This window comes from Alteromonas sp. 5NW40-0090 (assembly GCF_057552975.1).
Map to the genome: position 1 here is coordinate 185,450 of NZ_BAAJLT010000005.1, position 13,924 is coordinate 199,373.

Sequence of the window (13,924 nt, forward strand, 5' to 3'; positions counted from 1 at the left end):
GGGAGTAGAGATGAGAAAACTCGTATTAAGTTCCAGTGTGGCCCTTGCGCTGGGTCTAGCAGGCTGTGGTGGCTCCGATGAAACCCTTTCCGACATTCAGGCCGAAACAGAAGTCCAAACACCATTTTCCCGGGTCCTTTTTGACCCAGCCAATGGTAACCTAAATATTCCAAATGACCTTCTAATGCTTCCTGGCGACGACGGTTTCTTTGACTATACACTGAATATTCCAGTGGCTGACCCCACAGATTTTGCCGACCCGCAAAATGCTCTAAATGTGCTGGACGGTTGGTCTACGCAGCACCCTTTTGTTATCAATGTTGAAACACCAGCAGGCGCTTCTCTAGACGAAAGCACGCTAGCTTCTGGTGTATTGCTATATGAAGCCACACTAGGTCTTGACCAAAGCGACCCGGACTGTGCGCAGGTTACAACGCCATCGGCGGGATGTAAGTTAGGTGCTCAATTAACTTTCGGTGTCGATTACGTACTCAGCCTAGCTGATAGCAACACTATTACTTTTGTCCCGTTAAAGCCTCTTAAGCCTGCTCAAGGCTATATGCTGGTTATGACTACAGACTTGAAAGACTCGTCAGGTAAATCAGTACAGGGTTCAACTACGTGGGATTTGGTGAGACAGGATATCAACACCGACCCTCTATCAAGCGCTTCTCAGTTAGACCTACAGGGCTTGGTTAACTCTTATATCAATCCACTTCTTGGAGCCGGGTTTGCTCGCGAAGATATAACTTATGTCTCTGCTTTTACTACGCAATCGGTAGCTAATTCACTTGATACCATTAAAAAGGTAATGATTGGCACATTTGCTCAGCTTGCTGCTGGCGGCGACCCGTCGGCTGCAGCTGCACTACCGGCTATCACTGTTAGCGATGTCTCTGCTGCACCAAATGCAATGGAAGCCTTGGGTTTAGTGAACGAAGCGGTTGTTGCAGGTGCCGTTGAACTAGGTAAGCAGGGTCTGCCAGATAATATTCAAGCAGCCATTGACGCGACAGATTTTAGCCTACTTGAAACCTGCGCTGGCCTTGCCGGTACAGCGTCGGGACAACTTGCTGCTCAGTGGGGCGCGTTGAACGAATTTGCTGTTGGCGTATCAACGGGCATTCTTGCGCAGGCAGGACCATTCTGTGCGGCCCAACGTTATGAAGGGAATATCGCATTACCTTATTTCTTGGGTGTACCCAGTGCCGAGAACCCATTAGCACCGGTCAATGACTTCTGGAAAGCGGCGTGTGATAGCGGAATTGTATTAGCAGGGACACCGCAAGAGTTACTCGCTGACGCTCAACCAGGCCCAAATGCAGCGATGTGTTCTTCACTAGGCCTTGCAGACGTTCGAATAAATGGCGAAATGCTTGATAGCGCAAGGAATATTACTAAATTTAACCCTTACCCTCAGCCTACTGGCGGAAATATGGGTACGGAAACACTAGACGTTCAGGTAACTATCCCTGACCCTGCTATTGCGGGCGCGTTAGGCTTCCCGATCAGCATGCCTGAAGCTGGTTGGCCAGTGGTTATTTTGGCCCACGGTATTACCAGTCAAAAAGAAGACATGCTTGCTATTACAGGTACTCTCTCTCTTGCAGGTATTGCATCAGTGGCTATAGACCAACCTTTACATGGCAGCCGTGGTTTTGACCTTAATGGCGACGGTACAGATGATCTCAATGCAACAACAGTAAGCGCGACTCACTATATGAATCTTGCCAGCTTACCGACTGCCCGTGACAACTTGCGTCAAAGTGTCTCTGATTTACTTGGGCTGCGTTTAGGGCTAAATGCTGTTGTAGATACAACAGCGGCACAAAACGTTAAGTTTGATATGTCTCGTGTGTCTATTATGGGCGTATCGCTTGGTGCAATAACAGGTGGTAACTTTGCCGCGGTGGCAAATACGTCGATGGGCGGCGATTTAGCTGCACTTGATGGTATGTTTGCTGTTAGACAAGCTTCCCTTGAATCTCCAGGGGGCGGCGTAGCGCAGTTTTTACTAGAGTCACCTTCATTCGGGCCTCTAATTAAAGGTTTATTGCTTTCACAAGCGTCTGAAGACTTTGTTGCATTGCTCAATCAGCTTTATGAAACAACAGATGTAAGTGAAGAGCAGCTTAGTGCAGCGGTTGCCATTTTTGAAGATAATCTAACCGCAGAGCAAGCAGCTGAAGTGAATGCGGTATTCGCCGAATTCGCATTCGCTGCGCAAACGGTAATGGATGCTGGCGACCCAACTAACTATGCGCAAACCTTAGGAAGTAATACACCTGTTCACATGATGACAGTGGTAGGTGACGGTAGCGAAGAAAACTTACCAGACCAGGTAATTCCAGTTTCGACTGCGTTACCTCTTTCTGGTCAGCTACCGTTAGCGGCTACAATTGGTCTAGAGCAAGTGACTACCACTCAAGGACCTGGCACAGATCCAATTAGCGGTCTCGTTCTGTTTAATAGCGGTGCACATGCTTCTAGTTTAAGCCCAGCAGCAAGCGCTGCGGTAACTACAGAGATGCAAAAGGAAGTGGCAGGATACATAGCGTCTGACGCACTTGCGCTTCCCATTTCTGACGAGAGTGTTGTTGCTAACTAAGCAAACATATTTTGGTCTAAAAGCAGTGTTACAACTGCTTACATTTTAGTGACTTAAAGCCGGCTTAAAAGCCGGCTTTTTTGTGTGAAAGAGACGAATGTTGTTTGAATGTTTTAAGTTGTTAATGTAGTGTAAAAAAAGAAGGTCCGATCAGTTTCATTGGTAATTAAAATCTATGTGTTGAAGATCATAAAAGCACGAGAGAAGGACCTTATCTTTTATTCTTTAGGGAACATTTGCGATGACCAACCAAAACACGTTTACTGCTAAGCGGACGATAATTGCACTTTCACTTGCCGGGCTACTAACCGCTTGTAGCGATAACGACAATGATTTTTCAAATATAGAGCAACCAGCGCCGCCAACGCCTACCACGCCTGAGCCTGTACCCACACCTATTCCTGCTTTTGCACCGGACGGTAGTCTGTCGGCTGACGTAACATGGACAACCTACGGTGTACCACACGTAAAAGCGGATAATTTAGAAAGTATGGCATATGGTGTAGGTTACGCCTTTGCGAGAGATAACCTTTGCGTACTGGCAGATCAAATTGTTAAGTACAACTCTGAGCGTGCAAAGTTTTTTGGTCCAGACCAAGTGCCTGGTAGCGGCGACTCTGAACACCTTATTAATGACTTTGGCTTTTTAACATTGGGTATCAGAGAGCTTGCAGAAGAAAATTTGCCCCGCTTGTCTGCAAATTCTCGCGCAATGTTTCAGGGCTATACGGCAGGGTATAACAGATATTTAAATGAAACGCCTTTAGAAGACCAAGATCAAAGCTGTGCGGGGCAACCTTGGGTCACAGAAATTGATAGTGTCGACCTTTTAACATACTCGTTGGGCGTAGCACTTTTACCTGGTGCGGCTAATTTCTTAGGCCCAATGTTTATTGCTGCGCCACAAGGCGAGAGTTATCTTCCCACACCGGCGTCGTCGTCAAGTGAAGTTGCCTCTTCATTTAAGATCTCGCCAGCAGTGGGACTGCCTGACAGAAATCCTCAAGAAATGGGGTCTAATGGATGGGGCTTAGGTAGTGATAGAACGACTAATGGGAAGGGGATGGTTTTAGGTAACCCACATTTCCCCCATACAGGTAACCTACGTTTTTGGAACTTTCATGCCCAAGTACCTGGTCATTTAAATGTTACAGGTGGATCATTGATGGGGTTACCCGGTGCGGTAAATATCGGTTTCAATGAAAACGTAGCGTGGACCCATACTTTTTCAACTGCTGAACACTTCGTAGTGTATCAGCTAACCCTTGACGAAAATGATGATTCGGGGCTCACTCATTTAGTAGATGGCAATAGGCGCACTATTTATGAAAAGCAACTTCAGATTGACGTTGCTATAGGTGGCGGGCAAACAATCAAACTCGATAAAACGGCGTATTACACCAATTACGGCCCAATGATTGAAGTTCCGGGTAACTTTGATTGGAGCGAAAACAATGCGTTTGCCATAAAAGATGCGAATCTTCCTAACTTCGATGTCGTAGATCATTGGCTAGCTATGAACATGGCCACGTCAATGGACGAATTCAAGCAGGCATTTAAAGACTATGATGGTGTAATCTTCAATAATACCATGGCTGCTTCAGCTGATGGCCAAGTATTTTATATTGACGACTCTACCGTACCGAACTTAACTGAAACGGCAATTGAGCAACTAACAACGAACCCGTTACTTATTCAAACCAAAGCTGCTGCAGGTTTTACTGTATTACCCGGTAACATTTCACAGTTTGATTTTGATGGCCCGGTTCCCTATGAAGAGGCACCTAAGTATGAGGGCACAGATTCGGTTCAGAATTCAAACAATAGCTATTGGCTGACGAATTTAGACGCTCCTATTGTTGTCAGTAACCCACTATTTGGAAATGTAGAGAATCCACAGTCTTTACGCTCACGCATGGGACAGCAGTTTATTGAAAATGAAGCTGGGAGTGATGGTACTTTTACACCTGAGGAAGTTGAGGGGCTATTACTTAACAATCGAAGCTACCTGGCAGAAAATATATTGCCATCACTGCTAGAGCTATGCGCAGAACAGGGTGATACGCCAGTAGATGTAGATGGAGCAAGCGTCGATGTATCGCAAGCCTGTGCAGCATTAGAGGACTGGGACGGTACAATGAACCTTACAAGTACTGGCGCACACGTTTTCAGAGAATTTGCATTTCAGTTTAACCAAGCGCCGCAGTGGGAAATACCATTCTCTCTTGATGCGCCTGTAACTACGCCTTCAGGTTTAGTTCAAAACGCTACCACTCTTGAACAATTGGCACGAGCTACACAGGTTATTGAGCAAGCCGGGGTAGCATTTGATGCTTCGCTAGGTGAAGTGCAATTTGTTGAACGTAGCTTACCTGATGGCTCTGCCTCAGGTGTTAAGCTACCGTGGGCTGGTGCACATAATATTGAAGGTGGCTTTAACGTATTTGATGTTAGTAGCAGTAGAAATGGAACCCAGTTGCCCAGACACAGCTACCAAACAATAAACAATAATACGGCAATGAGTGCTGAAGCTGAGGGCTACCACATTAACTATGGCACAAGCTGGGCGATGGTTATCAACTTCACCGATGAAGGGCCAAAAGGCCGAGGTATATTGACTTACTCACAGTCTCGTAAGTTCGGCAGTGAGCATTTCTTAGATCAAACGCAACTTTACTCTACGCAACCTACACTGCGAGATATCTATTTCACCGATGAAGAGATTGAAGCAAACAAGATAGAGCAGGTTAACCTATCGTCAGACTAAGTAGAGACTGGTATTATAACGTGATGACATCAGCGGCTTTGCCTTGTATTAGGTAAGGCTGCTCTTTACGTTGTGGGTAAACAACGTTGCTTACCCGTTTATTTTACTAGGAGTAAAGTTTGGAGTTTTTGTACGAATACGGTTTGTTTGTTGCCAAAGCAGTAACGTTAGTTGTTGCCTTCGTTGTTGTTGTATCAACTATTGTTGGTGTAGCGAGTAAGCAGAAACAGGGGAAAGGACAACTTGAAATCGTTTCTATATCTGAGCAGTTAAAGGACATTACCAATTACGCGAAAGAAGTCCTATTAGATAAAAACGCGTTAAAAAAGTTAGCTAAAGAACAGAAAAAAGAGGCAAAAGCGAAGAGCAAAGCTAAAGATCAGGGTGATGAGACTGAAAAGTCTCGCTTATATGTTATCGACTTTAAAGGGTCTATGGATGCCAATGAAGTCGAGCACTTGCGTGAAGAGATCACTGCAATCTTATGTGTCGCAAATAAAGAAGACGAAGTTTTGGTTCGCCTTGAAAGTGGCGGTGGTGTGGTGCACGGGTATGGGCTTGCTGCCTCGCAATTACAGCGAATTAAAGAAAAGGGCCTCAAATTGACCATTGCAGTAGATAAGGTTGCGGCAAGCGGTGGCTATATGATGGCATGTGTTGCTGACAAACTGCTTGCTTCTCAATTCGCCTATATCGGTAGCATAGGTGTTCTCGCTCAGTTGCCTAACTTTAACAAACTTCTGAAGAAAAACGATATTGAGTTTGAACAACATACGGCAGGGGAGTTTAAACGCACGCTAACTGTCTTTGGCGAAAATAACGATGAAGGCCGCGCGAAATTTAAAGAAGAAATTGAAGAAATTCATGTGTTGTTCAAAGACTTTGTACAAAGTCAGCGCCCCGATATGGATATCGACAAAGTTGCTACAGGTGAGTACTGGCCAGGAGTTAAAGCTAAGGCGCTGGGTCTGATTGACGACATTACGACGTCTGATGATTATATTCTTTCTCACTATCCAGCCCGCGAAATATTTAGTGTTAAGTATGCTGTGAAGAAAAACGTAGCAGAGAAGTTGGGTATGTCAGCGGCGAATGTAGTCGAGCGTGTATTTATGAAAAGCATGAACAAAACACGTCATTGGTTTTAATATCTACAGGCCGTCTATGCATATTACAATGTGGCAATTAACATCGTTAATGGGCACAGATGGCCGTTTAACTTCTAACCGACAAAAGATAATAAAAAGAATATGGCACGGCATACTAAAAACGATATATTAGATGCGGCGGAATACTTATTTTCTCAAAGTGGATTTACCCAAACATCGATGCGGGAAATTACTGCAAGAGCAGAAGTGAATCTGGCGTCGGTAAACTATCACTTCGGCAGTAAGAAAAATTTAATTCAAGCCGTGTTTAAGCGATACTTTGATGAGCTAATGCCGCAAGTAAAAGGTTGCCTAGACGCTCTCCCGCCCATTGAAGGACCCAAGGGCGTCGAGCAGCTTTTATATTCTCTAATTCCACCCATGTTAAACCTTAACGCGATTTCGGAGCAGGGTACTGCCACCTTTGTTAAGTTGCTCGGTCGAGGATATAACGAAACTCAGGGTCACTTGCGCAAGTTTTTGATGCATGATTACGGTGACTGTATACGTGCCCTTGTTGACGCTATTAGACGCTGTTTACCTGAACTTCCTGAGGAAGAGCTGTTCTGGAGACTGCATTTTGCTATGGGAAGTTTTGTCTTTTCAATGGCATCGAGCCAGGCATTAACGGAAATTGCTGAGTCTGATTTTCACAAGCACGTAGATATTAAGGAAGTCATCCAGCACCTTGTTCCATTTGTTGCGCAGGGACTTGCTGGAAAATAAGTCAACTAAATTGTCGGTGTCAAGACAATACGCTAGCCCCCAGAGCGGCGACTAGGCATCGTGTGAAATGCTTTTTAAATTAGCGTGGTAATGTCGCGCCAGGCACTTCGGCGTTTAGCTTTTCTGCCCAAAAATCCTTTACCGAGAAACCCGATTTTTTAGAAGCAGACGCTTTCTTCTTGGCAGGTTTGGCCGCGAGTTTAGTCTCGCTTTTCTCTTTTTTCATTTCTGTTCCTTCAGACGAATGTGACGCTAGCGCCTCTGTCATTTCCTGAAGTTGCGCTAGACGCATATTTTTGCCGCCGTCTACGCTGTACCATCCACTTTTACTTTCAATAGACGGGGCTTTGCCGTTAGCTTTTTCATATGCTTTAGTGAAGGCCGCGATAACTGCATCTTTGTCTAAGTTTGCCATGCTTTTTTGCTCTTTATTTTGTTAAGATGACGAACGTTTTTGACTTGTATCACCAATAAGTAACGGCAGATTGGTTAGAGCACAATTTGCTCCCCATAAAATGAAGAGAAAGTAGGTACTGCTTTGAGCAATCCACTTTTTTTCGTTTTCCCGCAATAAGCGCCAGTCGACTTATGGGTGTTATACGAAACGTTCGCGTATTTTATAGCGTTTTTTTAACAATTTGTCTAACTTTCAACCGGAGGACTTGTGTCTATTACCCGCTCAGAGCTACAAAAATATCTTGATGGATTGTTAAGGGTTAGCGAAATCAGTGATTATTGCCCCAATGGTTTACAGGTAGAGGGCACAAGCAAAATAGAAAAAATTGTTACAGGGGTTACAGCATCTCAGGCTTTAGTAGACGCTGCGATAGAAGCTAACGCCGATGCGCTTATTGTGCATCATGGCTATTTTTGGAAAGGAGAGTCGCAGGCTGTGACTGGCATGAAAAAGCGTCGCCTTTCTGCTTTACTTGCTAATGATCTAAATCTGTTTGCTTACCATCTTCCTTTAGATGTTCACCCAGAATTTGGCAACAATCGTCAGCTTGCATCGATTCTAGATGTTCAAAATATAAGTGCTGTCAGTAACGTTAAACCTGTAGGTGTTGTTATGCAAGGTAATCTAGGGGAAGCGACTGAAGGCGTTGCGCTTCAGGCTAAATTGAATCAATTGCTAGGGCGAGATGTGCTGATTGAAGGGCCAGCGTCAAAACTCATTTCAAGTCTTGCTTGGTGTACAGGTGGTGGACAAGGCTTTATTGAGCAAGCAGTTGAACTCGGTGTCGATGCATTCATTACTGGCGAAGTCTCTGAACAAACTGTCCATACAGCGAGGGAAATGGGCATTACCTTTTTTGCCGCTGGTCACCATGCGACAGAACGCTATGGTGTGAAATCTTTAGGGGAACATATCGCGCAGCAATTCGACGTGCATGTTGAATTTATTGATATTAATAACCCAGCTTAACAACGACAGTGGTATATGAACAAAGACCGTATTTTCGATGGTATTGCTGAAAAGTTTTCTACTAACATCTATGGCACGACCAAGGGGAAGCTCAGGCACACCTTGTTATGCGATGTCCTTGAACCTTATTTGACAAAGCCGGTCCGCGTAATCGAAATAGGTGGAGGCACGGGGGTCATGACTGCACACATCGCTTCAAAAGGACATTCTGTGGTGCTAACTGACGCGTCTAAGGATGTTCTGAAGCAAGCTGAGATGCTTCTAGCAGATGCGCCCACTATTACAATCAGGCATCAATATTTGCAACAGATTGAAGATTTGAATAGTTTTGATTTGGTGATTTGTCATGCTGTATTGGAATGGCTAGATGCGCCTTTCAATGCTATCGACTTTATGTATAAAAGCATGAAACCCGGCGCCCGTTTAAGTCTGAGTTTCTTCAACCAAGATGCGAATTTGTTTGCTAATGCAATTTACGGCAATTTCGATTACATCGAAAAAGGGATGAAAGCAAAAAAGCAAGTGAGACTAAATCCGAAGCAACCCTTAAGTGCAATGCGTGTGGTTGAACATTGTGAGTCATTGGGCTTTAAGATTATCGAGAAAGCAGGCATTCGCTGTTTCCATGATTACATGCGCGACATAACCCATCAAAGCAGTAAGTTTGATGACTTACTAGCGTTGGAGCGCCAGTATCACAAGCGAGCACCATACCTTTGGCTTGGAAAGTATTTTCAACTGATTTTAGAAAAAGAAACCGATTAGCGTAGACCAGCATTAATGCACTGCGTTTTAACCGTTATCATGGCAACTTAGAGCGTATTTGCCCCTGTGATGATGTTGTTGAGCGTAGTGACGGCAATTTCGTGCAGCGCTTCGAGTGTAAAGAACCCTTGGTGGCCCGTTATTAAAACGTTAGGGAAGGTTGTTAAGCGCTGAAAAATATCATCCTGAATAATTTCCTGCGAATGGTCATGAAAGAAAAGTTCGGACTCTCTTTCATAAACGTCTAGCCCTAAATATCCAATTTTCTTCGACTTAAGCCCTTTCATAATAGCGTTATCATCGACAAGCCCGCCTCGAGACGTATTAATAAGCATTACGCCTTGGGGCATTTTATCAATGCTTTCTGCGTTAATTATATGATGACTCTTTTCGTTTAGCGGGCAGTGTAGGGTGACAATGACGCTCTTTTCGAGCAGTTCGTTAAGCGTCACATAATGCGCTCCACTTGCAGTCACATCATTATCAGGCTGCGGATCGAAGCAAAGCACACGACACCCGAACCCCAAGAGTATGCGAATAACCGCTTGTCCAATTTTTCCTGTGCCAATTACCCCTACGGTTTTACCGTGAAGCGTGAAGCCCATTAACCCGCCAAGATCAAAATTTCCTTCGCGAACACGATTATAAGCTTTGTGCGTTTTACGGTTTAGCGTGAGAATAAGAGCGAGAGTGTGCTCTGCTACCGTTTCAGGGCTATAGGCGGGAACACGGCTTACCTTGATTCCGGCTTTTTGTGCTGCCTTCACATCAACATTATTAAAGCCTGCGCACCGAAGTGCAATATGTTTAACCCCACAACGCTTCAGTGCGTTTATAGTGGCGGCATTGATGTCATCATTTACAAATACAACAACATCACTGTATCCATTGCAGCTAGCTGCAGTTGACGTATTGAGAGGGTGTTCAAAAAACACAACCTTTATAGGTCTGTCATTGTCAACGCTCACTGTTTCCAGTAGCTCGGAATACAGAGCCCTTTCATAAGGACGGGTACTAAAAAAGGCGATATGTTTTTGCTGTTGATCGCTTTGGTTTGCGTATACTTTTTCATGTTTAGCCATTTTCATTTTAGTACCCAATTTTTTCACGTTGAACGCTAAAATTTACCACGTCCATTTCCCAACAGCATAGATACAGATCAATAAATCAAGCAGAGTGCACAATGCGTTTACCTAGCGCCTTTATTGCTGTTTCTCAGTTTGATTTTGATATTCCTGCCAACGAACTATTACTCTGGGAGTAGCTTTACAATATCTTTTTCAATGGCTTCTGGTTTTACTGTTGGGGCATAGCGTTTAAGCACCTTACCTTGGTCAGTCACTAAGAACTTTGTGAAATTCCACTTTATTCGCTTAGTACCAAGAAGGCCTGGAGCTGCGTGCTTTAACTCCTCAAACAGCGGATTGGCATCTGGCCCATTGACATTCGTTTTCTTAAATAGAGGGAACGAAACACCAAAGTTGAGGCTACAAAACTGAGCGATATCCTCGTCGCTACCCGGTTCTTGATGACCAAATTGATCACAAGGGAATCCTAAAATTTCAAAGCCTTTGTCGTTATATTTTTTGTATAGTGTCTCTAGCCCTTCGTATTGAGGAGTAAAGCCGCATTTGCTTGCCGTATTGACGATAAGCAATACCTTTCCTTTATATTGTTCTAGGGTAGTCTGTTCACCATTGTTTAACGTGATTGGGTGTTCATAGAGTGCCAAAATTATTTTCCTATATTTTTGTTGTCGTTAAGTCTGTTACTCTTAGGTAATCCAAACATCTTTGTTTCGTATGTAGAGTATATTTTGTATGAGTAATTTGAAAGTGAGTTTTTTGGGCTTGGGTGTGATGGGCTTTCCCATGGCTGGGCACTTAAGCAAAGCCGGCTATGCGGTCACTGTTTATAATCGAACTTCCCAAAAAGCACAGCAGTGGCTATCGATTTATGACACAGATGGCGCTACCGTCAGCGCAAGCGATAACGTTGACAAGGCGTGTGAAAACGCTGACATTGTTTTTATGTGTGTGGGTAACGATAACGATGTGAGAGATGTTGGCACTCAAGCATTAGCTGCAATGAAAGCCGGCAGTGTGTTAGTTGATCATACTACAGCGTCTGCTGATATCGCCAGAGAGCTATATGAGACTTGCAAGAATAAACAGATTGGCTTTTTAGATGCCCCTGTTTCAGGAGGTCAGGCAGGGGCAGAGAATGGCCAGTTAACCATTATGATAGGTGGCGATGAAGCTGTATATAGTACTGTAGAGCCAGTAATGGCGCATTACGCGCGACATAGCCAGTTACTCGGTAAAAGCGGCAGCGGACAATTGGCGAAAATGATGAATCAGATTTGCATTGCCGGTATCGTACAGGGCTTGGCCGAAGCACTGCATTTTGGTCAACGTGCTGGACTTGATTGCAATGCGGTAGTTGACGTTATCAGTAAAGGTGCAGCGCAATCGTGGCAAATGGAAAACAGAGCCAGTACTATGTTAAACAATAGCTTTGATTTTGGTTTTGCGGTCGATTGGATGCGTAAAGATTTGAGCATTGCACTTGATGAAGCCCGAAAAAATGGTTCAACTTTAGCGTTAACTGCATTGGTCGACCAATACTATGCGGACGTTCAAAAACTGGGTGGCGGTCGTTGGGATACCTCAAGCTTGCTCACTCGCTTAAAATAGACACGTTTATGCAAAAACGGCTTAGCCAAGGGCAAGCAGTTTAGAGATGCTAAAGTGCTTGTTCTTGCGCGGATAAGGTGAGCTGCGCTAAACGCGCCTTGTTTGTGTCGTTTAGTGGTAAGCTGGTTATTTTGTCGAGTAGATGCTTGATACTAAACTTACGGTAAACGCCTGCGTCTGCTTCAATCATGCATTGGAGCAGGTTTAATCCAAAAGCTGCGGTTTCAGGTGAAAGCTGGAATGCATCATAGAAATGCTTCATAGCCTTAGTAAATAAGCCTTCGATGAAAAGCTGAGTACCCGTCTCATTGATAGAAATAGCCTGCTCATGATTCAAGCCCAATCGTTCTCCGCCTGTGAAAATTAGGGCATCGTTCATCACTTGCTCGGATATCGCTTGCAGTTCGGCATTCTTCTGTTTAGCCATTAATAACAGTTCACCTGCTTTACGCTCTTCGCCAAGACCGTGGTGTACTTTTGCAGCGATAACCAGAATAGAGGGCTCGGTGCGAAGGTAATTATCAATGTGTTCGCCTTCAAGCAGATGTTCAGCTTTTTCAAGATCTCTATCTAACACGGCTGAGAACGCCAATAGGTAGTCTCGCTTTTGTAATGTTTGTGGGTCGCCCTGACTTCTACCTGCAATACCTACTAGCTTCCTTGCTTGGGATAAACTTTCTTTTCTATTGGTCTCAGGCGACTCCTCCGCCAGAAACAAGTAGAACTCAGCCAATTCAAAGGTAAAGTCATTGAAGCTGTCTTTAGCACTGCGATGCATAGCACGCTTTTTTTGTAGAAGATCGATAGCCTCAACGACCTTGTCTTGTTTTTGATAAGCGATTGTTTTTAGCTTGGCTGCGGCTAGGCTTAATTCACTAAACTTAATTTCATTTAAGTATTTTTCTACCTGGTCGTAAGAATCTTGCTCAAAAGAAATAGAAGCAAGCCATTCAAATGCTTTATCACGCGCTAAGCTAGAATTTACCATCTGACTTAAGTGAGTCTTGCAATGCGGCCATTGCCCAGAGGCGTATTGACACTTAACTTTACCCCATTGCGCCCAGAGTACTTTATCTGACCGAGTTAACACATCTTCATAAATGCTCAGGGCTCTTTGAAGGTCTCCACTCTCGTATAGGAGCCGAGCATAAAGCTTGCGAATATCTGCAACTAGGCGAGGAGGAATACCTTCTGAAATTTTCGCCCGTATTACGCCAATAGCGCGCTCTAACTGTTTATTGTCTAGGGAGTGCAAAACGTTTTTGACAAAATCGCGGTAGGTTAAATAGTGATTAATTTGGCGAGTTAAAGAGGCGATAGTGTACGGTTTGATGAGCAAAACGTCAGGTTGAAGATCCATGATCCGACCGATTATTTGCGGAGAGCGGTCTGAAGTAAGAAATATTATGCCCGTACTTGGCCTAATGAAGCCAGCTTCTCTTAAATTTTGCACCCATTCAACGCCAGTCTTACCCTGACCAAGGTGATAATCCATTAACAGCAGCTCAAAATTTTGCTTTTTTAGTGCCGCTTTAAGTTCCACTCCCGATGCGAAGCTGCTGACAGATAAATTAGCAATAGACATTAAGTGACCTCGAAGCGCAGTTCGGGCAGTGGCATTGTCTTCTACTATGGCTATTCTGAATTCCACGACGACCAATCAGGGTTAACTTGCGTCGGTGTAGCTTATCAGCGGCAGCATAAAAGTGCATTATTAAAAAGGATAACTTTTATCAGTTATTTCTCGCATTAAAAGCAAAAAGAACTTTCTCGTCACAAAATATTTAC

General features: G+C 44.2%; 11 protein-coding genes. 7 read left to right on the forward strand and 4 right to left on the reverse strand.

Features of this window, described 5'->3' with window-relative positions:
* Window positions 1–10: 10 nt before the first annotated feature.
* The 4 genes from AC27KT_RS08005 to AC27KT_RS08020 all read left to right on the forward strand — a co-directional run bounded on the left by AC27KT_RS08005 (window position 11) and on the right by AC27KT_RS08020 (window position 7,249).
* Window positions 11–2,608: a VolA/Pla-1 family phospholipase gene (locus AC27KT_RS08005; protein ID WP_487128898.1), complete on the forward strand. Its 2,598-nt coding sequence runs from the start codon at window positions 11–13 to the stop codon at window positions 2,606–2,608.
* A gap of 241 nt (window positions 2,609–2,849) precedes the next feature.
* Complete coding sequence (locus tag AC27KT_RS08010; protein ID WP_487128900.1) at window positions 2,850–5,375, forward strand: acylase; 2,526 nt, start codon at window positions 2,850–2,852, stop codon at window positions 5,373–5,375.
* A gap of 119 nt (window positions 5,376–5,494) precedes the next feature.
* The gene (sohB, locus tag AC27KT_RS08015; RefSeq protein WP_487128902.1) at window positions 5,495–6,523 is read left to right on the forward strand and encodes a protease SohB; all 1,029 of its coding nucleotides are present in this window, start codon (window positions 5,495–5,497) and stop codon (window positions 6,521–6,523) included.
* Between the two features lie 102 nt (window positions 6,524–6,625).
* Window positions 6,626–7,249: a TetR/AcrR family transcriptional regulator gene (locus tag AC27KT_RS08020; protein ID WP_487128904.1), complete on the forward strand. Its 624-nt coding sequence runs from the start codon at window positions 6,626–6,628 to the stop codon at window positions 7,247–7,249.
* A gap of 79 nt (window positions 7,250–7,328) precedes the next feature.
* Here the strand turns inward: AC27KT_RS08020 and AC27KT_RS08025 are convergent, their stop codons facing one another.
* A complete protein-coding gene (locus AC27KT_RS08025; RefSeq protein ID WP_348670872.1) occupies window positions 7,329–7,664 on the reverse strand; it encodes a hypothetical protein in 336 nt (111 codons plus the stop codon).
* 249 nt (window positions 7,665–7,913) lie between these two features.
* Here AC27KT_RS08025 and AC27KT_RS08030 point away from each other — a divergent pair, with 249 nt between their 5' ends.
* Both AC27KT_RS08030 and AC27KT_RS08035 read left to right on the forward strand, forming a co-directional pair.
* A complete protein-coding gene (locus AC27KT_RS08030; RefSeq protein ID WP_487128906.1) occupies window positions 7,914–8,675 on the forward strand; it encodes a Nif3-like dinuclear metal center hexameric protein in 762 nt (253 codons plus the stop codon).
* Window positions 8,676–8,690: 15 nt separating this feature from the next.
* Window positions 8,691–9,440, forward strand: a complete 750-nt coding sequence (locus AC27KT_RS08035) for a methyltransferase (RefSeq protein ID WP_487128908.1) — start codon at window positions 8,691–8,693, stop codon at window positions 9,438–9,440.
* Between the two features lie 47 nt (window positions 9,441–9,487).
* Here AC27KT_RS08035 and AC27KT_RS08040 read toward each other — a convergent pair whose 3' ends face one another.
* Window positions 9,488–10,522: a 2-hydroxyacid dehydrogenase gene (locus AC27KT_RS08040; protein ID WP_487129070.1), complete on the reverse strand. Its 1,035-nt coding sequence runs from the start codon at window positions 10,520–10,522 to the stop codon at window positions 9,488–9,490.
* Window positions 10,523–10,689: 167 nt separating this feature from the next.
* The gene (locus tag AC27KT_RS08045; RefSeq protein ID WP_487128910.1) at window positions 10,690–11,172 is read right to left on the reverse strand and encodes a glutathione peroxidase; all 483 of its coding nucleotides are present in this window, start codon (window positions 11,170–11,172) and stop codon (window positions 10,690–10,692) included.
* A gap of 88 nt (window positions 11,173–11,260) precedes the next feature.
* Here AC27KT_RS08045 and AC27KT_RS08050 point away from each other — a divergent pair, with 88 nt between their 5' ends.
* Window positions 11,261–12,136 carry an NAD(P)-dependent oxidoreductase gene (locus tag AC27KT_RS08050; RefSeq protein WP_487128912.1) on the forward strand — a complete coding sequence of 292 codons (876 nt, stop codon included), beginning with the start codon at window positions 11,261–11,263 and terminating at the stop codon, window positions 12,134–12,136.
* A gap of 49 nt (window positions 12,137–12,185) precedes the next feature.
* Here the strand turns inward: AC27KT_RS08050 and AC27KT_RS08055 are convergent, their stop codons facing one another.
* Window positions 12,186–13,769 carry a response regulator gene (locus AC27KT_RS08055; RefSeq protein ID WP_487129072.1) on the reverse strand — a complete coding sequence of 528 codons (1,584 nt, stop codon included), beginning with the start codon at window positions 13,767–13,769 and terminating at the stop codon, window positions 12,186–12,188.
* Between the last annotated feature and the right edge of the window lie 155 nt (window positions 13,770–13,924).

Coding starts and splice junctions, on each gene's coding strand:
- AC27KT_RS08050 (WP_487128912.1), top strand. CDS start 11,261: ATGAGTAATTTGAAAGTGAGTTTTTTGGGCTTGGGTGTGATGGGCTTT.
- AC27KT_RS08010 (WP_487128900.1), top strand. CDS start 2,850: ATGACCAACCAAAACACGTTTACTGCTAAGCGGACGATAATTGCACTT.
- AC27KT_RS08040 (WP_487129070.1), bottom strand. CDS start 10,522: ATGGCTAAACATGAAAAAGTATACGCAAACCAAAGCGATCAACAGCAA.
- AC27KT_RS08025 (WP_348670872.1), bottom strand. CDS start 7,664: ATGGCAAACTTAGACAAAGATGCAGTTATCGCGGCCTTCACTAAAGCA.
- AC27KT_RS08035 (WP_487128908.1), top strand. CDS start 8,691: ATGAACAAAGACCGTATTTTCGATGGTATTGCTGAAAAGTTTTCTACT.
- AC27KT_RS08005 (WP_487128898.1), top strand. CDS start 11: ATGAGAAAACTCGTATTAAGTTCCAGTGTGGCCCTTGCGCTGGGTCTA.
- AC27KT_RS08020 (WP_487128904.1), top strand. CDS start 6,626: ATGGCACGGCATACTAAAAACGATATATTAGATGCGGCGGAATACTTA.